Raw genomic sequence first — 26,085 nt, 5'->3', positions numbered from 1 at the left:
CTCGAAGGCCGACCGGGCACCGGCGCCCGCCAGCAACTGGTCCAGGACCGCGTCCGGGATCCGCGGCTCTTTCCGTCGGGCCATAGGGGGTCTCCTTCGTCCCTACTATGCCCCGCCCCACACGCAATTCCTGACAGTCCCGGCGTAGAGAGGCCGCTGAACGCTGTGCTGGATGCGCCTGTTGCGCTTGGTCGGGATCTCCGGGTACCCGCCGCGGTCGCGCACATCCTGTCGTATGGCATCACTGTCGTAGCCGCGATCCGCGAGCAAGATGCCGGGATCGCTATCCCGCTCCTCCATCAGCACGCCGTAGGCTGTGCTGTCATGCGCCTCCCCCGGCGTCAGCGTCAGGCTGATCGGCAGGCCATGAGCATTGGTGCGGAGATGGATCTTGGTCGAGAAGCCACCGCGCGAGCGTCCAAGACCCTGGCGGTGAGTCCCCCTTTTACGCCAGCCGCGCAGTGATGGGCGCTGACAATGGTGCTGTCGATCATCTGGAGGGCGTCGGCATCGCCGCCACCATCCGCCAGCGCCTGCAGCAGCACATCCCAGAGGCCGGAGGTGGTCCAGCGCCGATACTGCCGGTGGACGGAGTTCCAGTTGCCCAGCTCAGGCGGCAGGTCGTGCCAGGGAATGCCCGTGCGCGCCACCCAGAAGATGGCATTCAGAACCCGGCGGTGACTGCCAGGCGGGCGGCCGCGGAAGGGGCCGGTCTCGACCACAAAGGGCTCGAAGAACGCCCATTCCTCGTCCGTCAGCAAACCTCGCAGCACCGGCGCCTCCCTTCAGGAGGCAGCCTTGAATCACCTCAGAGGTTGTTATGGACCTCTGGCCTGGTAACGATCAGGTTGCGCGGCATGACTGCCCGCAAGCCATACCCGTCCGATGTGTCTGATGAAGAATGGGCACTGGTCGCGCCTTACCTGACGCTCTTGCCGGAGGGTGTCGGACAGCGGGAGTATCCGCTGCGCGAGGTGTTCAACGGGCTGCGCTACGTGGTGAAGACCGGCGCGCCCTGGCGCTGGATGCCCAATGACCTGCCGCCCTGGGCGGCCGTCTACCAGCAGACGCAGCGCTGGCTGGCGGCAGGCTGCTTCGAAGCGCTGGCCGAGGACCTCCGAACGGTGCTGCGCCTGGCCGCGGGGAGAAAGGCGCAGCCCAGTGCTGCCATCCTGGACAGCCGCACCTTGCGGTCCACGCCGGAGAGCGGCGAGCGGGCCGGGTATGACGGCGCCAAGCGCAAGAAAGGTTCCAAGCTGTACCTGGCGGTCGACACGCTGGGACATCTGCTGGCGCTGCACGTCACGCCTGCCGGTTCGGACGACCGGGCCGAGGTTGGGCGGCTTGCCCAAGCAGTGCAGGCCTCGACCGGCCAGAGCGTCGATCTGGCTTATGTCGATCAGGGCTATACGGGCAGCAAAGCAGCCGATGCCGCGAAAGCCCACGGCATTGAGTTGGAGGTGATCAAGCTGTCTGAGGCCAAGCGTGGCTTCGTCCTGCTGCCGCGACGCTGGGTGGTAGAAAGGTCCTTCGCCTGGGCTACCCGCTTCCGGCGCCTGGTGAAGGACTATGAGCGCTACGCCAGCACTCTTGCTGACCTGCACGTCGTCGCCTTTGCATGCATCATGCTCAGGCAGGCCGCTCAACTGGCCGCAGGTCCATAACAACCTCTAGCTTTAATCCGCTCACCGGCCATAAGCGCTACGTCGAAGCAGCGCTTGCTAATGTCGATACCTACTATGTCCACAGTCGCCACATCAAAGCGTTTTCGAAGACCGCGGTCACCCCGCATGACCATCCTTGTAAACAGGCTTTCCAGGCAAGCTGGTGCCCCACATACCGTTCGGCCAGGGTGGAGGATGCGGCGGGTCCCAATCTACGGGACGGTCTCATGGACCGAGGGGGTCATGGGAACACCGCCGCAGTGGCTGCGACGGCCATCGCAGCTACCGGAGGATACTTACAAGAGGGCTACTCTGCAGGTGGGAGGATCGGCATGGATCTGAAACAGCTCCGGTGCTTCCTCGCCGTGGCGGAGGAGCTGCATTTCGGCCGCGCCGCCGCCCGGCTCAACATGTTGCCCACCGCCCTGGGCCGACAGGTGCGGCTGCTGGAGGAGGAGCTGGGCACACCGCTGCTGCGCCGGACCACTCGGCAGGTGGCGACCACCGCCGCGGGCGCCGTCCTCGCCGAGGAAGCACGCGCCATCCTGGAACGCGCCGCCACAGCCGCCCGGATGGTGCGCGCCATGGCGCAGGTGCCGGGCGGCACGCTGCGCATCGGCGCCATTGACAGCGCCGCCGCCGGCCTGTTGCCCGATCTGCTGGCCGGTTTCCGCGCCCGGCATCCGGAGATCGCCGTGCGGCTGGTGGAGGCGAAATCGGCCGAGATCGTGCCAATGCTGCGCAGCGGGCGGCTCGATCTGGGCTTCATCCGGCCGCCGCAGTTGCCCGAACCGGGCCTCGCCTTCCGCTGGCTGCTGCAGGAACGCCCCGTGGCCGCCCTGCCGCGCCGCCATCCGCTCGCCGGCCGCCGCCGCCTGCGCCCCGCCGAGCTGGCCGGCCTGCCCTTGATCCTGCCCCCGCGCCGCACCCGGCCGCACAGCCATGGCGGGGTGATGCGGCTCTTCGCCAGCCTTGGCCTCTCCCCGCACGTGGTGCAGGAGGCGGAGGAGAAGCAGACCATCGTCAATCTCGTTGCCGCCGGCATCGGCATCGCCCTGCTGCCGGAATGGGCGGCGCGGATGCGCGTTCCGGGGGTGGTGTTCCGGCCGGTCGAACTGCCGGAGGGGCTGGATCTGCCGGAATGGGGGCTGGGCGTGGCCTGGGAGGACGGCACATCCTGCACGGCACGGGACCTGTTCCTGGCCATGCTGGACGCGGCACCGGAGGCGCAGCCCGGACCGGCTCCGCCCGTGCCCCGGCGGCGGGCGGGCTGACGCGCCACGAGCCGAATTCGGCGCACCGGCTCTTGCATTGCCGGCCAGCGCCGACAGGATGGCCGGGGAAGCCGCAGAGGACGCGGCAGGAGAGGAAGCGCCAAGGTGTCTGATGCCGCAGCCGCGCCGTCGCGCGGCGTGCCGTTGCTGACTGTTTTCGCCGAACCCGATTTCCGCCGCCTCTGGATGGTCGGCCTGGTGATCTTCGGCGTCCGCTGGATCGAAACCATCGCCGTCGGCGTCTTCGTCTATCAGGAGCGGGGCTCGGCCCTGCTCGTGGCCACCATGATGCTGCTGCGGCTCGTTCCCATGGCACTGCTCGGCGCCTTTCTCGGCGCCTGGGCCGAGCGGATGGAGCGGCGGACGGCCCTGCTGCTGATCGTGGTGGCCTCCTTCGCCACCTCATTGACGCTGGGGCTGCTGGCAATGGCGGGCGCGCTGCAGATCTGGCACCTCGCGGTGGCCAGTTTCATCAATGGCGTCAGCTGGGCGGCCGATAATCCGGTGCGCCGCATGATGCTCGGGCAGGTGGTCGGCGCCGAGCGGATGAGTGCCGCCATGTCGGTGGATGTCGGCACCAACAATGCCAGCCGTATGCTCGGTCCGACGCTGGGCGGGCTGCTGCTGGCGACGACCGGCATCCAGGGTGCCTTCCTGCTCAGCGCGCTGTTCTACCTCGTCGCGATCGGCGCGACGCTGCGCCTGGCCTATCGCAACGAGGCGCAGGCGCCATCCGGCGAGGGCGTGCTGAGCCGCGTCGCCGCCGGCGTCACGCTGGTACTCGACGACCGGCGGCTCACCGGCATCATGATCGTCACCCTGCTCTACAACATCTTCGCCTGGCCGACGACGAGCATGATCCCGGTGATCGGGCAGGACCGGCTGCAGCTCGGGGCGCAGGGCGTCGGCTTCCTCGCCAGCATGGATGGCATCGGCGCCTTCTTCGGCGCGCTCCTGATCGCATGGCTGGCGCGGCCGGAACGCTATGCGCGCCTCTATGTCGGCGGCGTCGCCTCCTACTGCGCCCTGATGGCGCTCTTCGCGCTGATGCCGCACGCCCTGCCCTCCGGCCTCGCGCTTCTGCTGGCGGGGTTGGGCGGCTCCGGCTTCAGCATCATGCAGACCACGCTGGTCTTCCTCGCCACGCCGCCGGAGATGCGCAGCCGCGTGCTTGGCCTGCTCTCCGTCTGCATCGGCGTCGGGCCGGTGGGCTTCATTCATCTCGGGCTGCTGGCGGATGCGATCGGGGCGCACTACGCGGTGGCGCTTTCGGCCACCGAGGGGCTGCTGGCGCTCTGGCTCGCGCGGCGCTGGTGGCGCGCCATCTGAGCGCCAGCCCTCCCTTCTTCAGCCCAGGCGGGGGTCGAGCCAGGGGCGCGGCATCGGCTGCCAGGGGGTCCGGCGCCCGTCCTCCTCTCGCAGCGTGACGCCCAGCCCGGGCAGTTCGGGCGCGAAGGCCGCTCCCTCCCGGAAGGCCAGCCGTTCGCCGCCCTCGATCAGCGTGAAGAAGCGCTCCGTCTCGCCGAACTGCACCTCAAGCCGCAGAAAGTTCGGCAGGGTGGCGCAGAGATGCAGGGAATGCGCGTGGCAGATAGGGCCGGTCGGATTGTGCGGCGCGATCTCCACCCCTGCGGTCAGCGCCAGGGCGGCGATGCGGCGAATCTCCTCATGGCCGCCGGCATGCTTGATGTCGGGCATCAGCACGTCGTAGCAGCCCTGCTCGATCATTGCCCTGTAGGCGCCGAGGCCGCAGAGCGTCTCCGCCCCGGCCAGCCGCATGCCGCGGTCATTGGCCATGCCGCGCAGGCGGCGAATCTCCGGGGTGTTGGCCTCGGCCACCGGGCATTCCAGCCAGTAGAGGTCGAGCGGTGCCAGGTCGCGCAGCAGGGCCGCCGCGCCGCCAGGCGAGAAGCGCCAATGCGCGTCCACCATCACGTCCACCGACGGGCCGACCGCCTCGCGCACGGCGGCGATGCGGTCCAGCCCCTCGGCATAGGCGGCGCGCTGGCCGGCGGTGTCATCTCCGGCATCCTGCCAGACCATCGGCTCGAAGGGGGCGAGCTTCACCGCGCTGAAGCCGGCGGCGACGGCGCGGCGCGCGGCGGCCGCGAAGCCCTCCGGCGTGCGCGGCTGGGCGCCGCGGTTGATGTTGGCGTAGAGCGTGACGCGCTCGCGCAGGGCGCCGCCCAGCAGGCGGTGGATCGGTGCGCCGTGATGCTGCCCGGCGATGTCCCACAGTGCGGCCTCGAAGGCGCTCTGCACGGTCTGCGCCACCAGCCCGCCCGGCGCATGTGGCAGCACCTGGCAGAGGCGGTTGCGCACCAGCGGGTCCTGCCCGGTGGCCCGCGCGGCCAGCCGTGCCGCCTCGGCCGCCAGAAGCGGCTCCTGGTTCGCCAGGGTGCACTCGCCGATCCCGCTCAGCCCGGCATCGGTGCGGACCAGCAGGAAGCACCAGTTGGTCTTGGGCGTGACCTGCACGCCGAGGAAATCAAGGGCGGTGATGCGCATGGCCGCTCACTCCGCCCGGATGCCGGCCTGCTCGGCCAGCGCCTTCCATTTGGTGATGTCGGCCCTGATGCGCGCCGCGAACTCCTCCGGGGTGGAAGCGATCAGCTCGCCACCCATCAGCCGCACGCGGTCCTGGATCACCGGGGAGTCCTTGAGGCCGACCAGCGCGGCGTGCAGGCGCGCGCGGATCGGCGCCGGCGTGCCGCGCGGGGCGAGGATGCCGTTCCAGGCCAGCGTCTCAAAGCCCGGCAGGGTCTCGGCGACCGTCGGCACGTCCGGCAGTTCCGGCGCGCGGGTGAGCGAGGTGACGGCCAGCGCCTTCAGCTCGCCGCGCTGGATGTAGGGCATGACGTTCACTAGGTTGGCGAACATCAGCCCCGTGTCACCGCCGATCACCGACTGCGCCATGGCCGGCGTGCCGCGATAGGGCACATGCATGATGTCGAGCTTCGCCATCGCCTTGAACAGCTCCATCGACATATGCGCGGAGGAGCCGACGCCGCCGGAGGCATAGTTCAGCACGCCCGGCTTCGCCTTCACCAGGGCGATCAGCGCCGGCAGGTCGCGCGCCGGCAGCATGCGGGTGTTGACCACCAGCACATTCGGCCCCTGCACCAGCAGCGAGACCGGCTCGAAGGCCGTGGCGAGGTCATAGGGCAGGTCGTGGTAGATGGCGGCGTTGATGCCGTTGGAACCGGCATTGCCGAGCAGGAAGTTGTAGCCGTCGGGCGGTGCGTTGTAGGCGGCCTCGACGCCGATCCGGCCGCCGGCGCCGCCACGGTTCTCGACCACGAAGGGCTGGCCCAGCCCGGCTTCCAGCGCCGGGGCGATCAGCCGCGCCGTGGTGTCGTTGCCGCTGCCGGGCGCGTCGGGGAGGATCAGCCGCACCGGGCGGCGGGGCCAGGCCCCGGCGCCCTCCGCCGCCCAGGCCCGGCGCAAAGCCAGGGGCAATGAGGCGGCGAGGGAAAGGTGCAGCAGGCGGCGGCGGCTGGTCATTGCAATCCTCCCGGGCTTTGCCGGAAGTGTGCGCCCGCCGCCCGCGCGCCTGCAAGAGAGGGGCGGCCGGAGACGGCCCCCCTTCCCTTCAGGCGCGGCACGCGGCGTGAAGCCGCTAGGCGAAGACCTCCTCGGGGAGGCGCGGGTCGAACTGGTTGGTATAGTTGAGCAGGTTCTGCACGTACCAGGCCGCCGTCACCGGCTCCACCATGGTGCTGGGCAGCGGCTCGCGCGTGGACCAGTCCACACCCTCGCCCGGGGCCATGTAGCCCTCCCCGTAGCGGCTGACGGTCCAGCCGAGGCTGCCGCGGGTCCAGTCCGTGTTGCCCAGGAATTCCTGCGCCAGGCCGATATAGCTCGTCATCTGCGGCCAGGATGCCTCCGGCACGCGGCTCTCATAGGCGCCGCCGGGGCTGTAGGGCGAGGAGGCGTAGAAGGTGTCCCCCTCATAGCGGGAAATGCCGTATTCGTTCCGCGAGAGGTTGGCCAGCGTGCTCTCGACCTGCCGCTGCGCGCGCGGATCCCCGGCATCGAGCAGGCCGGTGACGAGGGCGAGATTCGCCGAATTCTCCTGGCGGTCGATCAGCGTGCCGTCGGGGGTGATGCCCCAGACCAGGTAGCCGCCCTCCTCGTTCCACAGGCCCGGCTGCTCGGCCGTGGTCGGGCGCAGGATGGCGTCGCGGATGGTGTTCGCCCCTGCCGCCCAGCTCTCAGCGAGGTCCGGCCGGCCGATCTCCTGGGCAAGCTGCGAGGCCGCGTTCAGGCCCTGGGCATAGGTGATCTGCGTGAAGACGTTGTAGAGATAGAACTCCTCCCAGATCGACAGGTCCGGCGGCCCGAAGCCGTTCGGCTCGATCCGCGTGGCGATGAACTGGGCGCTGTCCACGAAGGCTTCGCGGATCGTGGGATCGTTGACGAAGGCGGCCGCCTGGTCCGACTTGCCGGCATCGAGCAGGGCCTCGTAGTGCCGGTAGACGCCAATCAGGAAGAGGCCCTGCGCGTCCCATTCGGGCTGCACGAAGTCGATCGGCTGGTCCGCGCTCCAGAAGCCGTAATTGGTGTAGAAGGTGCCGTTGGGAAAGGCTGCGGCATCCTCGCCGGCACCGTCCTCCTCCACCGAGGCCATCCACATCCAGTAATGCTCGGCCGCGTCATGCAGCCCGGCGCCGTCGAGCGCGATGGCGGTCGCGGCGGAGTCCCGCGGCCAGACCTTGAACTCGTAGGCCGGGTTGGTGGAGGCGAGGAAGGAGCCGAACTCGGGCTGCTGCGACTGCAGGATCGAGACGAGGCTGCGAAGATAGGCGGTTTCGAGCGCCGGGTCGGAGACCTCGCGCAACGTCTCGCCAGGAAGTGCGGACGTCTCGCGCCCGGCAACCGTTTCGGCCGGCTCCACGCCGGGAATGTCGCGCGCCTCGCGCAGGCGGTCGTCCCAGGCTTCCTCCGTGCGGTCGAACCAGAAGGTCGGGGAGCCCGGCGAGGCGGTTCCCTGCGGGCTCAGCGCCGTGGCGATGTTGCTGTCGAGCTGCTCCAGGCTTTCCGCCAGGGTGTAGTAGAAATACAGCTCCACCGGGCGGGTCGGGAACAGATCGACGGACTCGATCTCCATGCCGAGCGTGACGCCCTGGCCCTCAGCCCGCTGCGGGTCACCGCCGACCTGGCCGCTGGCCTCGAAGCTGCCGATGACACCCTGCCCGCCCAGGCTCTCGCCGGGAGCAGGGCCGGCCGCGCCGAAGGGCATGCGGCCATCGCCCCGCACATCCTCGCCAGCCTCTCCCGCGCCCTGGCGGTCCGTATCCTGGAAGGCTCCGAAGGCGAGGTAGAGCGGCGCCCTTCCCTCCCCCTGCCCGATCTCCGCGACCCAGGCCTCGCGACGCTCATCCCAGACCGCGCGCCCCGCCAGATCGGCGTTCAGGCGAAGCGCGTTCAGCACGTCCCATTCGATGAGCGGATCGCCGACCTGGTTCTGGTTGGTCAGGGTCCAGCGCTCGACCATCAGCGGTTCGCCCGGAACCATGGCATATTCGCGGCTGATGGAAACCGGCAGCGCCTCGCCGGTCGGCAGGTAGTCGCCGTACTCGACATGCAGGATGCCGTGCTCATCGAAATAGTTCGTGCTGTCGAAATAGGGGGCAAGGGTCCGCGGCTCGGCGCCGGCCGAGACGTCGCGGAACCACATGGTCCCGTAATCGACCTGATCCGTCCCCCAGTTCGCGCCGAAGCGGAGCTGCGAGAGGGAAGGGCCGAATCCCTCCACGTCCTTCTGGTACAGCAGGGCGGCTTCGGTGATGCCGACCATGTCCTCGCCATTGTTCATGACAAGGGAGCGGGCGGAAGTCTGGTCCGAAGGGCTGGTGCCCGGAACGATCTCCAACTGGTCCAGCAGGATCTCCGGGTCGCCGGCATTCAGGCCGCCGGCCTCATTGCCGAGATCGGCGGTCAGGGTGATGGTATGCGTGCCGGCCGAAAGCTCCAGGCGGTCGCGGGCGATGCCCCAGCTCTCGCTCGAGAAGCGGTTCGCGAAGGTGATGGTGCCGGGAATGTCGGCATCATCCACCAGCAGGTTGCGGTAGACATCGCTGCCGGATCCGTTGGCGTAGCGGAAATTCAGCGTGTACCAGGCGGTTTCCGGAATCTCGACGGTGAAGCTGACCGAGGCGGCGGCTGCGCCATCCTGGTCGAAGATGTTCTCAAGGCCCGGCGCGCCAGGGAGGAGGAGATAGCTTCCCCCCGTGGCGCCACCGACCGTATTGCCGATGCTGGCTGGCCCCCCGAAGCTGGCGAGCTCGGCCTGGAAACTGCGCGCGGCGCCATCCGAAAGCTCCGGTGGCGGTGTGACTGAGCCGGACATTTTGTCCCCCCCTCCTCATCTCGGTGGCCGCGCTCCGAACCGGCAGGCGTGCGGATTGCCGGAATATCGGTCCGCGGGTTCCTCGAAAACCGTTTCGATATCGTTCGGTTCCATGCGCCGTTCCGGCAAATGCTCCGAAGGGAGGATGAGGCAAGGATCGCCGCGAGGCGTGGCGCCGGGCTGGCCCAGGCCGCGCCCCGTTCAGCCGGCTCCGCCCGGTGGCACGCGAAGGCGCGCCACCACGGCCCGGCCCGTCGCGGAGGTGCCGAGATGCCCGCCGATGTCGGGCGTGATCTCGCCGGCGGCAACGGCCTCGGCCACAGCGGCTTCGATCGCCCGGCCGGCAGCGGCGAAGGCCGGGCTGCCCAGCCGTTCGGCCTGCCAGTCCAGCAGTTGCGCGGTGGAGAGAATCAAGGAGAAGGGATTGGCGCGGTCCTGCCCCGCAATGTCGGGCGCGGAGCCATGCGCCGCCTGCGCCATGGCATAACGCTCGCCGGCATTGACCGAGCCACCGAGCCCGATGCTGCCGGAAAGCTCGGCGGTGAGGTCGGAGAGAATGTCGCCGAACATGTTGGTGGTGACGATCACGTCGAACTTCCCCGGCGCGCGCACCAGATGCGCCGCCATGGCATCGACGATGTATTCGTCCATAACCACCTCGGGGAAATCGGCGGCGGCCCTGCGGCACTCCTCCAGGAACATGCCGTCGCCCATCCTCAGCACATTGGCCTTGTGCACGGCGTGCACCCGCCCACGCCGCGCCGCCGCCAGGCGGAAGGCCGCGCGGGCGATGCGGGCGCAGCATGGCCGCGTGATGCGGCGGAGCGAGACGCAGACATCGGGCGTGACGAGCATCTCGGCATTCCCGGCCTCCATGTTGCGATCGGCGTAGAAGCCTTCGGTGTTCTCGCGCACCACGACAAGATCGAAGGGTTCCACGGCCGGGTGGCGGATGCCGGGATAGGTGCGGGCCGGGCGGATGTTCGCGAAGAGATCCAGCTTCTTGCGGAAGAACATCGAGGGGTTGATGCCGCCCTTGCTCTCGTCCGTGTAGTCGAAGGTGGACATGGGCCCGAGCACCAGCCCATCGGCCGCCTGCACCTTCTCCAACAGTTCCGGCCGAAGGGTGGTGCCATGGCGCGCCAAACTGGCATGCCCCGCGATCTCGTGCTCCAGCCGGAGACCGAGCCCGAAGCGGTCCGACGCCGCCTCAAGCACCGCCACTGCCGCAGCGGTGATCTCAGGCCCGATCCCGTCACCTGGCAGGACGACAAGGTGCAGCGCATTGCGCGCCATGGGAGCCTCCCTGAAATATTGCGTCCACCGGTACACACAAGCAGCTGGGGGTGTCGAGGGATGGAGGCCACTTCCTCTCCGCCGTGGCGCTCGATGCCGGGGAGGTGACAGGTGGCGCACCCGAGGGAACTGCGGCCGGGCAGGTTCCCAATGCGATCCGGAAGCTTCGAACAGCGCAGGATGGCCGCCCCGCGTTCACGTTTTGGTGCAGTCCGCGGCCCGAACTCCCGTGCTTCCTCACCTTCTCGCAAGCGCTTGGAGGAAACCGAGAGACGCAGCTGCGGCACGCCGGCAGCGATAGCTTGCCGCTTGACAGTGAAACGATCCAGTTCCTAGCGTGCTGCTATTCGGCATGACGTCATACGCTAGGACGTCATGTGATCGGACAAGCGGAACAATGAGCCGCGAGAGGGAATGTTCATGAAAACCGCCGTTGCAGCGGCCTGCCATCATGCTCGCAAGCCTCGCTAGACCGGCCCTGGCTGGAGCCCGCCCCCGCCAGCCGGCGCGCCGACGCTGGCATGGTCTCGCCGGATACCTGTTCCTCCTGCCCTGGCTGATCGGCTTTTTCGGCCTAACACTGGGGCCCGCTGTGGCCTCGCTGATCCTCTCCTTCACGCATTTCGATCTGATCACCGATCCACGCTGGGCCGGGCTGGCGAACTACCGCCGCATCGCCTTCATCGACACCAAGTTCTGGGCTTCGCTCCACGTCACCTTCACTTATGTCCTGCTCAGCGTTCCGCTGAAGCTGGCCTTCGCGCTCGGCGTGGCGATGGTGCTGAACAAGGGGATGCGCGGCCTCACCGTCTATCGCGCCATCTTCTACCTGCCCTCCCTGCTGGGGGGCAGCGTCGCCATTGCCGTGTTGTGGCGCGAGATCTTCTCCGGCAGCGGGCTGCTGAACCGGCTTCTGGCATTGGTCGGGCTGCACGGACCAAGCTGGATCGCCGATCCGGACACGGCGATCTACACGCTGGTGGTGCTGGGCGTATGGCAGTTCGGCAGCCCGATGATCATCTTCCTCGCCGGCCTGCGGCAGATCCCGCAGGACCTCTACGAGGCCGCCAGCCTCGACGGTGCTTCGCGTCGCCGGCAGTTCTTCCGCATTACCCTGCCGCTGCTGACGCCCATCATCTTCTTCAACGCCATCGTGCAGGTGATCGACGCCTTCAAGGCCTTCACGCCGGCCTTCATCATCAGCGACGGCGGCGGCGGCCCGATCAATGCGACGCTGTTCTACACGCTGTACCTCTACCAGGAGGCCTTCGGCAATTTCCGCATGGGCTATGCCTCGGCACTGGCCTGGATCCTGGTGCTGATCATCGGCACCTTCACCGCCATCTCCTTCCTCAGCGCGCGCTACTGGGTGCATTACGATGAATGATGCCGTGACGCCGCGATCGCCCTGGGGCAGCCTGGCGCGGCACCTGCTGCTGGCCGCCGCCGCCTTCGTCATGCTCTATCCGCTGCTCTGGATGCTGGCCAGCTCCTTCCGCGAGGGGCAGGACATCTTCACCAGTATCTCGCTGCTGCCGGAGCGGATCAGCCTTGATGCCTATCGGCGCGGTTGGAACGGCCTGGAAGTCACCTTCGGCCATTTCCTCACCAACTCGGCGGTGATCGCCGTGCTGTCCGTGGCTGGCAACACGATGTCCTGCTCGCTGGCGGCTTACGCCTTCGCGCGGTTGCGCTTCCGCGGGCGGGGCATCCTGTTCACGCTGATGCTGGGCACGCTGATGATCCCGTATCACGTGACGCTGATTCCGCAATACGTGCTGTTCCTGAACCTGGGCTGGGTGAACACCATCCTGCCGCTGGTGGTGCCGAAGTTCCTCGCGGCGGACGCCTTCTTCATCTTCCTGCTGGTGCAGTTCTTCCGCAGCATTCCGAAGGAGCTGGACGAGGCCGCCATGATGGACGGTTGCAGCCCCTGGCGCATCTACTGGAAGGTGCTGCTGCCGCTTTCACTTCCGGCACTGGCGACCACCGCCATTCTGTCCTTCATCTGGACCTGGGACGACTTCTTTGGCCCGCTGATCTACCTGAACGACATCACCCAGTACACGGCACAGATCGGCCTGCGCGCCTTTGTCGACTCGGGGGGCGATTCCGACTGGCCGGCGCTGTTCGCCATGTCGGTGCTCGGCCTGCTGCCCGTCTTCCTGTTCTTCCTGTTCTTTCAACGCCTGCTGATCGACGGCATTGCGACCACGGGGATCAAACGATGAGTGGCCTTGCCCTGGACCATGTCTTCAAGCGCTTCGGCAACCTGACCGTGCTCCGGGATGTCAACCTGACCGTGGCGCCCGGCGAGTTCGTCGTCTTCGTCGGCCCCTCGGGCTGCGGGAAGTCAACCCTGCTGCGAATGATCGCGGGGTTGGAGACCATCTCGGACGGCGAGTTGCAGATCGGCGGCGCACGCATGAACGACGTTCCCGCGGCGCAGCGCGGCATTGCCATGGTGTTCCAGTCCTACGCGCTCTATCCGCACATGAACGTCTACCGCAACATGGCCTTCGCGCTGGAGACGGCGCGCATGCCGAAGGCGGAGATCGACGCCCGGGTGCGCCGCGCGGCGGCGGTGCTGCAACTCGACCACCTGCTCACCCGCAAGCCGAAGGAGCTTTCCGGCGGCCAGCGGCAGCGCGTCGCGATCGGCCGCGCCATCGTGCGCGACCCCGACATCTTCCTGTTCGACGAGCCGCTCTCCAACCTTGACGCCGAGTTGCGCGTGCAGATGCGGCTGGAGATCGCAGAGCTGCACCGGCGCCTTGGCAATACGATGATCTATGTCACGCATGATCAGGTCGAAGCGATGACGCTGGCCGACAAGATCGTCGTGTTGCGTGCCGGCCAGGTCGAGCAGATCGGCTCGCCGCTTGAACTGTACAACACGCCTGCCAACCAGTTCGTCGCCGGCTTCATCGGCAGCCCAAAGATGAACATGCTGCGGCCGAGCTCCACGCACTTCGAGGATGGCGAACTGCGGCTGGAACTGGGGGACCTGCGGCTTCTGCTCGGCCGGCGCGGCGGCGCGGAGGCCCCCGCCGCCCTCGGCATCCGCCCCGAGCATCTGCGCGTCGGCAGCGGCACGCTGAAGCTCGGCGAGATCAGCGTGCAGCAGGTCGAGCATCTCGGCAGCGCATCCCTGGTGCATGGCCGCCTGCCCGACAAGCAGAACCTCGTCGTCCAGCTCGAAGGGCAACAGCGGATCGGCATCGGCGACTGCCTGCCGGTCTTCCTGGAGCCCGCGAACTGCCACCTGTTCCGGGAGGATGGGGCCGCCCTGCCGCGCCCCGCCCAGCCCGCCCTTGAGGGAACCGCCTATGCTCACTGACACCCAGCCCGCCAACCGTGTCGCCCTGGTCGGCACGGGGCATCGCGGCACCGGCATGTGGGGGCAGGACCTGCTCGCCCGCCTCGGCGGAGAGGTGGATCTGGTCGGCCTCTGCGACCTGAACACGCTGCGGGCGCACCGTTCGCAGCGCGCCATCGGCACCAACGCGCCGGTGTTCCAGGACTTCGGCGAGATGCTGCGCAGCACGCGACCCGACACGGTGATGGTCTGCACCCGTGACGACACGCATGACGCTCTCGTCGTGCAGGCGCTCGAGGCGGGAAGCGACGTGATCACCGAGAAGCCGATGGCGACCACGGCCGAGAAATGCCGCCGCATCCTGGAGGCGGAGGCGCGTACCGGCCGCAAGGTGCATGTCGCCTTCAACTACCGGCATGCCCCCTTCGCCGCCAAGCTGAAGGAGCTGCTGCTCTCCGGCGTTATCGGCGAGCTGACCTCGGTGGACTTCCACTGGTACCTCGATACGCGGCACGGGGCGGACTACTTCCGCCGCTGGCACGCCTATGCGGAGAACTCCGGCAGCCTGTTCGTACACAAGGCCACGCATCATTTCGATCTGCTGAACTGGTACATCGCCGACGACCCGGAGGAGGTCTTCGCCAATGGCAGCCTGCGGCATTACGGCCGCAACGGACCGTTCCGCGGCGAGCGCTGCCGGGGCTGCGAGCATGCCGGCGAATGCAACTTCTACCTGGACATCTCGGCCGATCCCTGGCTGGAAATGCTCTATGAGGACCCCTCGCGCGAGGATGGCTATGTCCGTGACGCCTGCGTCTTCCGCGAGGACATCGACATCTACGACACGATGAGCGTCGCCATGCGCTACCGGAACGGCGTGCAGGTCGCCTATTCGCTGAACGCCTGCATGCCGATGGAGGGCCATCACCTCGCCTTCAACGGCCGGCGCGGCCGCATCGAGATGCGTCACCACGAGAAGTTTCCCTTCGGTGTGCCGGAGCAGGACGAGATCCTGGTCATGCCGAATTTCGGCAAGGCGGAGCGCATCCTGATCCCACGCGAGAAGGGCGGCCATTTTGGCGGCGACCGGCGGCTGCAGGCGATGCTCTTCGACCCGTCCATGCCTGATCCGCTGCACCAGCGCGCCGGTGCCCGCGCGGGCGCCATGTCGGTGCTGTGCGGCGTGGCCTCGCTGGAGAGCGCGCGCACGGGCCGCGCGGTGCCCGTCGCGGAACAGCTGGAACAATCCGCGGCGCTGGTCGCCGCCGACTGATCCGGCAGCGCACCAGGAAAGCAAGGGAGGAACACATGACAACCAGACGCAGCATGCTGGCAGGGCTTGGCACCGCCGCCCTCCTCGGCGGGCCGGCGCGTGGCGCATTCGCCGCCAGCACGCGCCTGCGGATGGCGTGGTGGGGAGGCCGCGAGCGCGCCGACCGCACCAACCGCGCGCTTGAGGCCTTCACCCGGAAGCATTCCGACATCGCTGTTGCCGGCGAAAGCATGGGCTGGTCCGACTACTGGCCGAAGCTGGCCACGCAGGTTGTCGGCCGCAACGCACCCGACCTGATCCAGATGGACTACCGCTATCTCTTCGAATACGCGGTGCGTGATACGCTGCTGCCGCTGGACAAGTATCTGTCCGGCCCGCTGAAGGTCGGCGGCTGGGACCCGAAATTCCTCGATGTCGGGCGCACCTCCGACGGCAAGCTTTATGGCGTCAACTTCGGCGCCAATTCCCCGGCCCTGGTCTACAGCGCGACGGCACTGAAGGAGCTCGGCCTCGCGCCCCCGACACCCGACACCACCTGGGGCGAGCTTGCACAGCTCGGCGAACAGGTCACGCGGAAGGCGAACCGGACAAGCTACTACGGCCTCTGCGACTCCGGCATGCGCGAGCCGATCCTGGAGATCTTCGTCCGGCAGAAGGGCAAGCAGCTCTACACGCCGGAGGGCAAGCTCGGCTTCGGCACGGATGACATCCGCGAGTGGTTCGCCCTGTGGGATGAGATGCGCAAGCGGGGCGCCTGCGTGCCGGCGGATATCCAGGCGCTGTATCAGAACAGCATCGAGAGCAGCGCCCTCTCGCTTGGCAAGGCGGCAATGGACTGTCCGCATTCCAACCAGCTGATCGGCTACCAGCAGCTCAACCAGGAGCGGCTAGGCCTGACCATGCTGCCCACCATCGACGCCCAGGCGCCGCCGGGGCAGTATCTCAAGCCTTCGCAGCTGCTCAGCGTCTATGCCCGGTCGCGGAAGCCCGAGGCCGCGGTGGAACTGCTGAACTTCTTCGTCACCGATCCCGAGGCCGGCGCCATTCTCAGCATCGAGCGCGGCGTGCCGATTGATCCGGCGCAGCGGGCCGTGTTGAAGGATGGGCAGGACCAGAAGACAAAAGACCTGGTCGAGTACATCGATCTGGTCGCCGGTCGCGTCGGACCGCTGCCGCCACCGCCGCCGAAGGGCGCGGGCGAGATCACCCTGCTGCTGCGCCGGGTGAACGAGCAGATCGGCTTTGGCCGCATGGCGGTGGCCGATGGAGCCAAGCAGTTCATCGCCGAGGCGGAGGACATCCTGAGCCGTGGCTGAGCCGGCGCCCCCGCCCTTCGGCTTCGCCGTCATCGGCATCAACCACGACCATGTGCACGGGCTGATGCAGTGCATGGCCGAGGCGGGGGGCGTGTGCCGCGGCTTCCATGCGGCGGAGGCCGATCTCGCAGCCGCCTTCGCCGCGGCCTATCCCGACGTGCCGCGCGCCGCGGAGGCACGGCAACTGCTGGAGGCGGAGGACGTGGCGCTGATCGTCAGCGCTGCCATCCCCGGCGACCGCGCCGCCATTGCCATCGCGGCGATGCGGCACGGCAGGGACGTGCTGGTGGATAAGCCCGGCATGGTGTCCTTCGAGGAACTGCGGGCGGTGCGCGCGGTCCAGGCGGAGACCGGGCGCATCCATGCCGTCTTCTTCTCCGAGCACCTGGCGCAGCGGGCCACGGTGCAGGCCGCCGAGCTGGTGGCCGCCGGCGCCATCGGCGCGGTGGTCAACCTTGTCGGCCTTGGCCCGCACCGCATCCGCGCCGCGACCCGGCCGGACTGGTTCTTCCGCCCGGAGCGCAACGGCGGCATTCTGGTCGATATCGCCAGCCACCAGTGCGAGCAGTTCCTGTTCTTCGCCGGCGCCGTGCGGGGCGAGGTGCTCTCGGCCACGGTGGGCAACCACGCCCTGCCGGCGCATCCCGCCTTCCGCGACTTCGGCGACATGCATCTGCGCGCCGGCACCGTCACCGGCTATGCACGGGTGGACTGGTACACGCCCGAGGCCCTGCCCGTCTGGGGCGACGGCCGCCTGACCATCCTCGGCACCGAGGGCAGCATCGAGCTGCGGAAGTACCTCGACCCGGCCGGCCGCTCAGGTGGAGACCACCTGTTCCTGTCGAACCGCGACGGCGTGCGCCATATCGACTGCAGCAAGGCCGATCTGCCCTTCGGCCGCCTCTTCGCCGCCGACATGCGGGACCGCACCGAGAACGCGATGCCGCAGGCGCGCAGCTTCGGCGCCATGGAGCTGGCGCTCACCGCGCAGGCCATGGCCGAGAGGCAGCCGGTACCGGACTGGGCGCGGGCCGGAGGCGCGGCGTGAGGCGCTATCGGGTCGCCATCATCGGCTGCGGCATCGGCCGCCGCCACATGGAGGAAGGCTATCTCGGCAATCCGGCGCGCTTCGAGGTGGTTGCGGTCTGCGACCGCGACCCGGAGCGGCTGCGAGGCTTCGCGGCCGATTACGGCATCGCCCGCGCGGTCACCGACTTCGCCGCCGTGCTCGCGATGCCCGATGTGGACGTCATCGACATCTGCACGCCGCCCGCCGCGCATCTGGAGCAGGTTCTCGCCGCGCTGGCGGCCGGGCGGGAGGTGGTCTGCGAAAAGCCGCTGGTCGGCTGCCTGCGCGATGTGGACCGCGTCATCGCCGCCGAGGCGCAGTCGCGTGGCCGCGTCATGCCGATCTTCCAGTACCGCTATGGTGACGGCTTCCAGAAGGCCAGACGGATCATTGCCCTGGGGTTGGCGGGAGATCCGTTCCTGGCCACGGTGGAAACCGCCTGGCGACGCGCCGCCGCCTACTATGCGGTCCCCTGGCGGGGCCGCTACGACACCGAACTGGGCGGAACGCTGCTCGCGCACGCCATCCATTCGCACGATCTGCTCTGCGAGCTGATGGGACCGGTGGAGACGGTCTATGCGGCCACCGCCAGCCGGGTTCATCCCATCGAGGTGGAGGACTGCGCGGTCGGCAGCCTGCGGATGCGAAGCGGCGCCCTCGCCTCGGTCGCCGCCACCGTCGGCTCGCAACGGGAGATCACGCGGCTGCGCCTCTGCTTCCGCGAGGTGACCTTCGAGAGCAGCCTTGGCCCCTACGACCCGGGCGCCGACCCCTGGGCGATCATCCCCGCGAGCGAGGAGTCCGCGGCGCGCATCGCCGCCGCTCTGGCAGAGTGGCAGCCGGTACCGCCGCGCTTCACCGGGCAGATGCACGCCTATGCGCTGGCGCTGGACAGCGGCGGGCCGCTCCCGGTGACGCTGGAGGATGCACGGCGCTCGCTGGAGCTGCTGACGGCACTCTATCACTCTGCTGAGACAGCAACGCAGGTCTCGCTGCCGCTGCCGCCGGATCACCCGAAATACGCCTGCTGGGCGCCCTCGCACCTGTGTATGGCGGGTGACTGAATCGTGGCGGGCATCCTGTCCGCAGCGTGATGTCCCTCCTCCTGTTATCCACTCCAGAAAATCCGGGCGCTGGCGAAGTGAGCGCGGAACAGGCTCGGGTTCTCGGTCATGAGGAAGCAACCCAGGCATGGTACCGGTCGTCGGGGATCAGGCGCGGCAACTCCAGGCCGTCTCCAGGCGTGGCGGAGCAGCCGCAGGCGGCGTTGCGCAGGCCGCCGGCAACCGCGGCATGACCCAGAAAGGGAAGCGCGGCGGCCGGGCCGGGTGAGGCCCGGCAGCGGTGCTCAGAGAACCGCTATCGCCTGCCCCACCGCATGCGCCACCCGGTTCCGCGCCCGGCGGGCCGAGACGGTGAGCAGGCGCGCGGCCTCGCTGCCCTCCTCGGCGCGCGCCAGGGCGCGCAGCGGCTCCAGCGCCGGCCAGGCCGGTTGCGGCAGGGCCGGGTCATGCGCGAAGCGGTCTCCATTGGTGTAGTCGAGCGGCACCAGCGCGCGGCTGACGCGCAGCGCGGCCACATCGTCCAGGCGCGCGCCCGTCAGCCGGTCTCGCAATGCCGCCACCTGCGCGCGCAGGTCCCCCAGCGGCAGGGCCTCCGTCTCGCAGCGCTCCAGCTCCCGCAGCAGCGCTTCGGCGGTGACGGCATGGTCGAGCGGCAGTACGCGATCGGTCAGCAGGCGCCAGACCGCATGCGCATAGACGCGGGTATCGCGCGCCAGGAAGTCCGGGTCGATCTTGTCCAGCAGGTCCTGCGGCGTGTGCCACCACCAGCCCAGAGGGTTGCGCATCCTCACCGGTGCAGGCGGCTGATGGCTCAGCGTGCTGAACAGGCTCGGCACGCCGATGCCCCAGAAGGACTGGTCGCCGTTGCGCCCGTTTCGCTTTCCCTGGTGCGGCAGGTGCAGTTCGTCCTGCAACACAGCGGCGGCGAAGCCGGCGAGCGCGCCGTCGCTCGGCGCCTCGTCCAGCACCGTCGCGCCGATGCCGCCGGTGGAATCGACGTTCACATGCACGGCGCAGCGCGCCTCCAGCTCCGCCCAATGCGTGTCGGCATACCAGGCGGAGCCGGCATAGCGCCCCTGCGAGTGGCCGGACCAGAAGCAGAAGCGCAGGCCCCGGCGCCAGGCGGCGTGGTGCGGTGCCGCCAGCCGCGCCACCTCCAGCATGGTGGCATTGGCGGCGCCATTGTCCATCACGCCCTCATACCAGGTGTCGTGATGGCCGGAGAACAGGATGAAGGGCGCTTCGGGGTCCGGCGCATCCAGCTCCGCCACCAGCAGCGGGATCGGACGCCAGCCCGTGTCCACCACGGCATGCAGCACCACCTCCGGCGTCTCGCCACGGGCCAGCCGGGCGCGCAGCGCGGCGCCGTCCGCCCGGGAGACCGTCACGGCAACGGTGCGCGGCAGGGCGGCCGCCGTCTCGACCGAGGGGCTGCCCCAGACGGGCGAGATGCACATCTCGTGGATATGCTCGTGCGGGCTGACATGCAGCGTCCCCGCCGCGCCGGCCCGGCTGGCGCGGTGCGCCGCCGCCGGGCTGGCGATGCCGTCCAGCAGCAGGATGGCGCCGGCGAGGTCGCGGCCGGTGAAATCCGCCTCCGTCCCCTCCCCCAGATCCACCAACGGGCCGCGCAGCCCGCCGGCCGGCGAGGACTGCGACATGGAATGGGTGATGGCGGTGAGCGGGGCGCCATCCACCTCCACCCGCGCCGGGCCGGGCAGGCTGACATAGGCCTCGTGGTGCAGCAGCTCGGTGCGGTAGCCGTAGGAGTCGAGCTTGCCCTGCAGGTAGCGCAGGCTCTCCAGCTCCTCCGGCGTGCCGGTCAGCTTCCGCCAGTGCGCGAAGCCACGCAGCGTCTCCATCATGGCGCCGGCATCAACACCGGCGGCGAAGGCGTGCGCGTCGGTGGGCCTGGGGGTGCCGGGCATCACGCCGCCTCCCGTGCCGCGGCGCAGAGGGCATCGGCGCTTTCCGGCCCGATGGCGCGGGTGCCGGCCTCGACCTCGCCGATCAGTTCCACCAGGCGGTCGGCGATCGGCGTGCGCAGGCCATGGTGGCGTGCGGCGGCGCGCACCGGGGCGAGCTGCGCCGCCACATCCGTCTGCCGCTTGCGCACCGCGAGGTCACGCCAGATGCCGCTGTGCGACTTGGCCGAGGCGCGGTTGAACGCCTCCATCCGCTGCATCGAGGCAGCGATGGCGGCCTCGTCGCCGCGCGCGAAGCCCTCGGGGTCGAAGCCGCTGAAGCCGAGCACCCGGACCTTCTCGGCCGCCGCCACCGCCAGGATCTCCCGCACCAGCGCGACAATCAGCCCGCGCCGCGCCGGGTTGGCGATGAAGTCGGCGATGGACTCGTTGTCCAGTGCCGAGGCCTTCAGGATGGCGCCGTAGCCCGCCTTGCCCCAGAGATAGCCGAAGATGTTGTCGGTCAGCACGGCGTCCGGCTCGAAGAGCCTGAGCTGCTCATGCAGGGCGGTGATGCGCGGGGTGCGGGCACCATCCAGCTCGCCCACCACCACCGCGCTGCGATTGCCGAACAGGATGCGGCCGGGCTCCAGATAATCCGCCCCGAAGTTGACGAAGGCGCCGATGGTGCGCGGTTTCCCGACGATCTCCGCGATGACCAGCTCGTTCAGGCCGTTCTGACAGGAGACGACCATGCCGTCCTCCGCCAGGAAGGGCGCCAGCGCGCGCGTCGCCGCCTCGGTGTGGTGCGCCTTGACCGCCAGCAGGATGCGCCGGTGCTTGCCCGTCATGCGGTCCGGCGTGACGGCAGAACTGCCGGTGGTGAAGCTGTCCACCGGCCCTTCGATGCGCAGGCGGCCGGCATTGATGGCCTCCACATGCTCCGGCACCACGTCCACGAACAGGACCTCATGCCCCGCACGCGCCAGATAGGCACCGATCGTGCCGCCGATCGCCCCCGCACCCCAGATCACCACCGGCTCGGCCATGGTCTGCTCCTCTTTTCCGTCCGTAAATCAGGCTTAGGATTCGCAGACTTGACGAGCACAAATTGTCTGTCAATCCTGTGAACGAAATGAGACGAACCCTGCCAGGCTCACGCAGATGAACGACGTCGCACCCACTCCGCAGACCGCGCGCCGGATGGCGGAGGAGATCCTGCGCCACGCCATCCTCGCGGGCGACCTCAAGCCCGGACAGCGGCTGACCGAGCGCAGCCTCTGCGAGCTGGCGGGGGTCGGCCGCACCACCGTGCGCGAGGCGGTGCGCCAACTGGAATCCGAGGGGCTGATCACCACCATTCCGCATCGTGGCCCCATCGTCGCCGTACTCTCCGAAGAGGAGGCACGCGACCTCTACGAACTGCGCGCCATGCTGGAGGGGCAGGCTGGCCGGCTCTGCGTGCTGCGCGGCGACGCGAGCCATGCGGCCGCGTTGCACGCGGCAGTGGACCAGATGGAGCGGGCGCGACAGGCTGCCAGCATGCTCGGCATCCTGGAGGCGAACACCGCCTTCTACGCGGCGCTGAATGCCGGCGCCCGCAACGAGGCGCTGCGCCAGGCGATGCTCGGCATCCAGAACCGGCTGGCCTTCTTCCGCTTCACCTCCACCCGCTGGCCCGGCCGCGCCGAGCGCAGTGTGGCCGAGCTGCGCGCCATTGCCGACGCCGTCACGGCGCGCGAAGCCGCCGCCGCCGAGGCCGCCTGCATCCGCCATATCGAGGCCTCGGCGGAGCTGGCCCTGCTGGTCCTGGCCGAGCGCGCCAGGGGCGCGGCCATGGTCCGGCGCGGCCGCCGCACTGCAACAGGAAGGGCATGAATCCGTGAGTCTTGACTTCAATGGCGCGGTGGTCGCCGTCACCGGCGCCGCCACCGGCTTTGGCCGCGCCATCGCACAGCGCTTCGCGCGGCATGGCGCCCGCGTCTTCGCCACCGACCGCGACGGCGCCGGGCTGGCGGAGACGGCCAGCCTCCCCGGCATCGGGCAGCACGTGATGGACCTGACCGACCGTGCGGCCGTCGCCGCCTGGGTCGCCGGCATCGAGCGGGAGACCGGCGGGCCGCTCGGCGTGCTGGTGAACAATGCCGGCGGCGTGCTCGGCCGTCAGTACCGCCCGATCGAGGAAACCGCCTTCGAGGACTGGGACGCCATCCTGCGCGTCAATCTCGACGCCGCCTTCGCCGTCACGCGCGCCGCGGCGGCGGGCATGAAGCGCGCCGGGCGGGGGCGGATCATCAACATCAGCTCGGGCGCCGGGCTGAAGCCCTCGCGCACCGGCATCCAGGCCTATACCAGCGCCAAGCATGCGGTGATCGGGCTGACGCGCCAGCTGGCGCAGGAATTCGGGCCGCATGGCATCACCGTCAACGCCGTTGCGCCGGGGCTTTTCCCCGTCTCGGCAGGCCCGATCGCCCAGTGGGAAGGCTACGGTCCGGAAGGCCAGCAGCGCGTGCTGGACGGCATCGCGCTGCGCCGCCTGGGCACCGCCGATGACATCGCCAAGGCGGTGATGTTCTTCGCCTCCGACCTTGCGGACTACGTGACGGGGCAGGTTCTGCCGGTGAATGGCGGCTCCTCCTGACCCTCATGCGGGAACAACAGAACCACAAGCCCGGGAACTGAATCCATGAGCAAGACCCCATCTGCCCTTGCGGGCCGGCGCCGCGTCCTCGGCCTCGCCGGCGGCCTGGCACTGGCCGCGCCCAGCCTGATCCTGCCGCGCGGCGCCTGGGCCCAGGCGAAATGGCCTGACCGCGCCGTGCGGGTGATCGTGCCCTTCGCCACCGGCGGCGGCACGGATGTCACCATGCGCCTGCTCGGCCCCAAGCTCGGCGAGGTGCTGGGCCAGCCGGTCGTCATCGAGAACAAGCCGGGCGCAGGCAGCACCGTCGGCACCGACTACGTCGCCAAGTCGGCGCCGGATGGCTACACCTTCGTGCTGGCCACCCTTTCCTCCACGGGCGTCGCCAAGGGGCTCTACCCGAACCTGCCCTACGACCCGGTGAAGGACCTGACGGCCATCGCCCCCACCGTCTTCATCCCGATCAGCTTCGCCATCACCCAGCGCGGCTGGGACGTGAAGACCTACGAGCAGTTCGTCGCGGCGCTGAAGGCCAAGCCGAACGGCTACTCCTACGGCAGCAGCGGCTCCGGCTCCACCGGCCATATCGCCAGTGCCAACTTCCTGCGCCAGCTCGGCGCCACGGCGGAGCACATCCCCTATCGCGGCGCCGGCCAGAGCTTCAACGCGCTGATCGCCGGGGAGACGCAGTTCACCCACGACATCCCCTCCCTGCTGAAGCCTCACCACGAGGCCGGCACGGTGAAGGTGCTGTTCGTCAACGGCACCGAGCGCTCGCCGCTGCTGCCCGATGTGCCCGCGCAGAGCGAACTCGGCATTCCCGACTACAAGTCCTATTCCTGGTACGGCATCTTCGGCCCGGCGGGCCTGCCGCCCGAGATCACCGGGAAGATGGCGGCGGCGATCGACGCGACGCTGGCAGACCCGGAGATCGACGCCAAGCTGAAGGCGCTGGGCACGCCGACGATGCGCGGCTGGACGCCCGCCCGCTTCGCCCAGTACGTGAAGGACGAGATCGACACCTGGGTGCCGCTGGTGCACGCCTCCGGCGCCAGCGCCGGCTGAAGCACTGGGGCGGCGGCTTATTCCCTGGCGAGGGCCGCCGCCTCCTCCCGCTCGCGCAGGATGCGCAGCGCCACGGCGGCGGCGCGGCGGACATGGAAGCGGCAGGCCTCCCAGGCGCCTTCCGGATCGCGCGCCTCGATCGCCTCCACCACGCGGCGGATCTCCGCCACCGTATGCGCCAGGCGGCCGGGATCGGAGAGCGAGGTGGCGCGCAGCCGGGTGTTGCGGTTGATGATGGATTCGAGCATCCGCGCCACCAGCGGGTTCCGGCAGCCGCGCAGCAGCACCTCGTAGAAGTTCTGCTTGATGCCAAGCAGCGCCTCGCGGTCGGCATCCGGCGGCATCCGGGCCAGTTGCTCATAGATCTGGCGCAGTTCCGCCCGCTCGGCATCCGAGGCGCGGATGGCGAAGCCCTCCCCCGCCAGCGCCTCCAGCACGCCGCGCACCTCATAGACCTGCACCGCCTCGGCGGCGGAGAGGAAGCTGACGAAGGGGCCGCGGTTGGGGATGGTGGTGATCAGCCCCTCGGCCTCCAGCAGCCGTACGGCTTCCCGCACCACGCTGCGGCTGGCGCCGAACAGCTCGCACAGCATGCGGTCGGGCAAGTGCTGGCCGGGGCTGAAGCGGCCGGTCACAATGGCGTTCCGCAGCCCCTCCTCGACCAGCTTCCGCATCGGCTTCGGCACCACCCGCAACGCCGCATCATCCGTCATCGACTGCTCCACCGCCTCCATGAGCCCACAGGTCCGCTGCCGCACAGCGGGGCCGCATGATAGACGGAACGGGAAGGGCCGGGAATATTGTCTGACAGGCTGGCCGCCTTCCTCCCCGGCCCCTCAGGTGGCGGGCAGCCCGGCCTCGCCGGCCAGGGCCAGAATCTCGGCGGCGCGGCGCACCACCGGCGGGTCCACCATGCGACCATCAACCTGGAAGGCGCCGCGCCCGCTGGCCCGCGCCGCCGCATCACCGGCCACGACGCGCCGCGCCCAGTCGATCTCGGCGGCATCGGGGGCAAAGACCTCATTCATGACGGCCACCTGCGCCGGATGCACCGCCAGTGCGCCCCGGAAGCCCAGCCGGCGCGCCTCGGCGATGGTGGCCCGGAAGGCCGTCAGGTCGTCAAAGTCGCCGATGCTGCCGACGAAGCCCATGGGCAGCAGCCCCGCCGCCCGCGCCGCCGTCAGCACGGCCAGGTTCGGACCCAGCAGCGAGGCCGGGCCGGGCACCGCGCCCAGCGCGGCGCAGAAGTCCTCCGGGCCGAGCATCATTGCCACCGTGCGCGGATCGGCGCCGGCAATGGCGGGCAGCGCGAAGAGCGCGGCGGGCGTCTCGATCTGCAGCAGCAGGCGCACCGTGCCGGGCAGGATACCGCGCTCCAGCTCAAGCTCCGCCACGGCGGACGAGACCTCGCGGACGAAGCCGGCATCCTCCACCTTCGGCAGCACCAGCCCCGCGAGCCCCGGCACCACCGCCGCTTCCAGGTCGGCGGCCAAGGCGCGCAATCCGTGGTTCACCCGCGCCAGCACGGCGGTGCCGTTGCGGCCGATGCCGGCGACGGCCTTCGCCAGCCCGGCGCGGGCGGCCGGCTTCTGCTCCGCCGGCACGGCATCCTCGAGGTCCAGGATGATGCCGTCGGCGCCGCGCTCATGGGCGCGGGCGATGAAGCGCTCCACATGCGCGGGCACGAAGAGCAGGGATCGCCAGCGCGGCAGCGGCGTGGCAGGGCGGAACTCGGACATGCGGGACTTCTTCTCCCTTCGGGTCATGGGCCCAGGAGGCCACGGAGAGGATACCGCCAGGGGCTGGCATCCGCCTAATCGCGCTCTGCGGCGGCGGTGGCCAGCTGAT

23 protein-coding genes are annotated in these 26,085 nt (G+C 69.4%); 13 read left to right on the top strand and 10 right to left on the bottom strand.

All coding sequences use genetic code 11. The features are described 5' to 3' along the window. Positions 1-105: 105 nt before the first annotated feature. Together QMO56_RS27000 and QMO56_RS12125 are read right to left on the bottom strand one after the other, a co-directional pair. Entirely contained in the window at positions 106-363 is a 258-nt protein-coding gene (locus tag QMO56_RS27000; RefSeq protein ID WP_408906525.1) for a transposase, read from the bottom strand. Next, on the bottom strand, positions 348-773 hold the full coding sequence (locus QMO56_RS12125; RefSeq protein ID WP_283526045.1) for an IS5 family transposase: 426 nt from the start codon (positions 771-773) through the stop codon (positions 348-350). The genes QMO56_RS27000 and QMO56_RS12125 overlap by 16 nt, the downstream gene beginning before the upstream one ends. Before the next feature lie 84 nt (positions 774-857). Here QMO56_RS12125 and QMO56_RS12120 point away from each other — a divergent pair, with 84 nt between their 5' ends. From QMO56_RS12120 to QMO56_RS12110, 3 genes are all read left to right on the top strand, one after another. Then, the gene (locus tag QMO56_RS12120) at positions 858-1,664 is read left to right on the top strand and encodes an IS5 family transposase (protein ID WP_283526044.1); all 807 of its coding nucleotides are present in this window, start codon (positions 858-860) and stop codon (positions 1,662-1,664) included. Positions 1,665-1,996: 332 nt separating this feature from the next. Then, positions 1,997-2,938: a LysR family transcriptional regulator gene (locus QMO56_RS12115; protein ID WP_283526042.1), complete on the top strand. Its 942-nt coding sequence runs from the start codon at positions 1,997-1,999 to the stop codon at positions 2,936-2,938. Between the two features lie 105 nt (positions 2,939-3,043). Then, positions 3,044-4,267 (top strand): MFS transporter, encoded by a 1,224-nt coding sequence (locus tag QMO56_RS12110; RefSeq protein WP_283526040.1) that lies wholly within the window; start codon positions 3,044-3,046, stop codon positions 4,265-4,267. Positions 4,268-4,285: 18 nt separating this feature from the next. On the opposite strand, the gene QMO56_RS12105 is transcribed toward QMO56_RS12110, so the two are convergent. The 4 genes from QMO56_RS12105 to QMO56_RS12090 form a co-directional block, all read right to left on the bottom strand. Continuing rightward, the gene (locus QMO56_RS12105; RefSeq protein WP_283526038.1) at positions 4,286-5,446 is read right to left on the bottom strand and encodes a mandelate racemase/muconate lactonizing enzyme family protein; all 1,161 of its coding nucleotides are present in this window, start codon (positions 5,444-5,446) and stop codon (positions 4,286-4,288) included. A 6-nt stretch (positions 5,447-5,452) separates the two neighbouring features. Further along, positions 5,453-6,442 (bottom strand): tripartite tricarboxylate transporter substrate binding protein, encoded by a 990-nt coding sequence (locus tag QMO56_RS12100; RefSeq protein ID WP_283526037.1) that lies wholly within the window; start codon positions 6,440-6,442, stop codon positions 5,453-5,455. 115 nt (positions 6,443-6,557) lie between these two features. After that, positions 6,558-9,290 carry a glycoside hydrolase family 15 protein gene (locus QMO56_RS12095; RefSeq protein ID WP_283526035.1) on the bottom strand — a complete coding sequence of 911 codons (2,733 nt, stop codon included), beginning with the start codon at positions 9,288-9,290 and terminating at the stop codon, positions 6,558-6,560. Between the two features lie 201 nt (positions 9,291-9,491). Continuing rightward, positions 9,492-10,586, bottom strand: a complete 1,095-nt coding sequence (locus tag QMO56_RS12090) for an isocitrate/isopropylmalate dehydrogenase family protein (protein WP_283526034.1) — start codon at positions 10,584-10,586, stop codon at positions 9,492-9,494. Between the two features lie 433 nt (positions 10,587-11,019). Here QMO56_RS12090 and QMO56_RS12085 point away from each other — a divergent pair, with 433 nt between their 5' ends. Genes QMO56_RS12085 through QMO56_RS12055 form a run of 7 tightly spaced genes read left to right on the top strand, consistent with a single transcriptional unit; the run spans position 11,020 to position 18,627 of the window. Further along, positions 11,020-11,973, top strand: a complete 954-nt coding sequence (locus tag QMO56_RS12085) for a carbohydrate ABC transporter permease (protein WP_283526033.1) — start codon at positions 11,020-11,022, stop codon at positions 11,971-11,973. A 4-nt stretch (positions 11,974-11,977) separates the two neighbouring features. Then, positions 11,978-12,817 carry a carbohydrate ABC transporter permease gene (locus QMO56_RS12080; protein ID WP_283526032.1) on the top strand — a complete coding sequence of 280 codons (840 nt, stop codon included), beginning with the start codon at positions 11,978-11,980 and terminating at the stop codon, positions 12,815-12,817. After that, entirely contained in the window at positions 12,814-13,926 is a 1,113-nt protein-coding gene (locus tag QMO56_RS12075) for an ABC transporter ATP-binding protein (RefSeq protein WP_283526031.1), read from the top strand. Before QMO56_RS12080 ends, QMO56_RS12075 begins: the two co-directional genes overlap by 4 nt. Further along, complete coding sequence (locus QMO56_RS12070; protein ID WP_283526030.1) at positions 13,916-15,178, top strand: Gfo/Idh/MocA family protein; 1,263 nt, start codon at positions 13,916-13,918, stop codon at positions 15,176-15,178. The genes QMO56_RS12075 and QMO56_RS12070 overlap by 11 nt, the downstream gene beginning before the upstream one ends. 35 nt (positions 15,179-15,213) lie before the next feature. Next, positions 15,214-16,494, top strand: coding sequence for an ABC transporter substrate-binding protein (locus QMO56_RS12065; RefSeq protein ID WP_283526029.1), 1,281 nt, complete (start codon positions 15,214-15,216; stop codon positions 16,492-16,494). Then, the gene (locus QMO56_RS12060) at positions 16,487-17,542 is read left to right on the top strand and encodes a Gfo/Idh/MocA family protein (RefSeq protein ID WP_283526027.1); all 1,056 of its coding nucleotides are present in this window, start codon (positions 16,487-16,489) and stop codon (positions 17,540-17,542) included. The genes QMO56_RS12065 and QMO56_RS12060 overlap by 8 nt, the downstream gene beginning before the upstream one ends. Further along, a complete protein-coding gene (locus tag QMO56_RS12055; RefSeq protein WP_283526025.1) occupies positions 17,539-18,627 on the top strand; it encodes a Gfo/Idh/MocA family protein in 1,089 nt (362 codons plus the stop codon). Before QMO56_RS12060 ends, QMO56_RS12055 begins: the two co-directional genes overlap by 4 nt. A gap of 284 nt (positions 18,628-18,911) precedes the next feature. Here QMO56_RS12055 and QMO56_RS12050 read toward each other — a convergent pair whose 3' ends face one another. Beyond that, a complete protein-coding gene (locus QMO56_RS12050; RefSeq protein WP_283526024.1) occupies positions 18,912-20,555 on the bottom strand; it encodes a M28 family peptidase in 1,644 nt (547 codons plus the stop codon). After that, positions 20,555-21,580, bottom strand: a complete 1,026-nt coding sequence (locus QMO56_RS12045; RefSeq protein ID WP_283526022.1) for a ketopantoate reductase family protein — start codon at positions 21,578-21,580, stop codon at positions 20,555-20,557. The genes QMO56_RS12050 and QMO56_RS12045 overlap by 1 nt, the downstream gene beginning before the upstream one ends. Before the next feature lie 115 nt (positions 21,581-21,695). On the opposite strand from QMO56_RS12045, the gene QMO56_RS12040 reads away from it, so the two are divergent. From QMO56_RS12040 to QMO56_RS12030, 3 genes are read left to right on the top strand one after another with little or no spacing between them, the layout of a single operon-like run. Next, positions 21,696-22,409, top strand: coding sequence for a GntR family transcriptional regulator (locus tag QMO56_RS12040; RefSeq protein WP_283526020.1), 714 nt, complete (start codon positions 21,696-21,698; stop codon positions 22,407-22,409). Between the two features lie 4 nt (positions 22,410-22,413). Next, positions 22,414-23,172: an SDR family NAD(P)-dependent oxidoreductase gene (locus QMO56_RS12035; RefSeq protein ID WP_283526019.1), complete on the top strand. Its 759-nt coding sequence runs from the start codon at positions 22,414-22,416 to the stop codon at positions 23,170-23,172. A gap of 45 nt (positions 23,173-23,217) precedes the next feature. After that, entirely contained in the window at positions 23,218-24,237 is a 1,020-nt protein-coding gene (locus QMO56_RS12030; protein WP_283526017.1) for a tripartite tricarboxylate transporter substrate binding protein, read from the top strand. A gap of 17 nt (positions 24,238-24,254) precedes the next feature. Here QMO56_RS12030 and QMO56_RS12025 read toward each other — a convergent pair whose 3' ends face one another. Together QMO56_RS12025 and QMO56_RS12020 are read right to left on the bottom strand one after the other, a co-directional pair. Continuing rightward, complete coding sequence (locus QMO56_RS12025; protein ID WP_283526016.1) at positions 24,255-24,950, bottom strand: GntR family transcriptional regulator; 696 nt, start codon at positions 24,948-24,950, stop codon at positions 24,255-24,257. Between the two features lie 123 nt (positions 24,951-25,073). Beyond that, positions 25,074-25,976 (bottom strand): CoA ester lyase, encoded by a 903-nt coding sequence (locus tag QMO56_RS12020; RefSeq protein WP_283526014.1) that lies wholly within the window; start codon positions 25,974-25,976, stop codon positions 25,074-25,076. Between the last annotated feature and the right edge of the window lie 109 nt (positions 25,977-26,085).

Origin of the sequence: Roseomonas sp. E05, assembly GCF_030063475.1 — a bacterium.
GTDB lineage: Bacteria > Pseudomonadota > Alphaproteobacteria > Acetobacterales > Acetobacteraceae > Pseudoroseomonas.
This window is presented reverse-complemented; position numbering and strand designations above follow the sequence as displayed.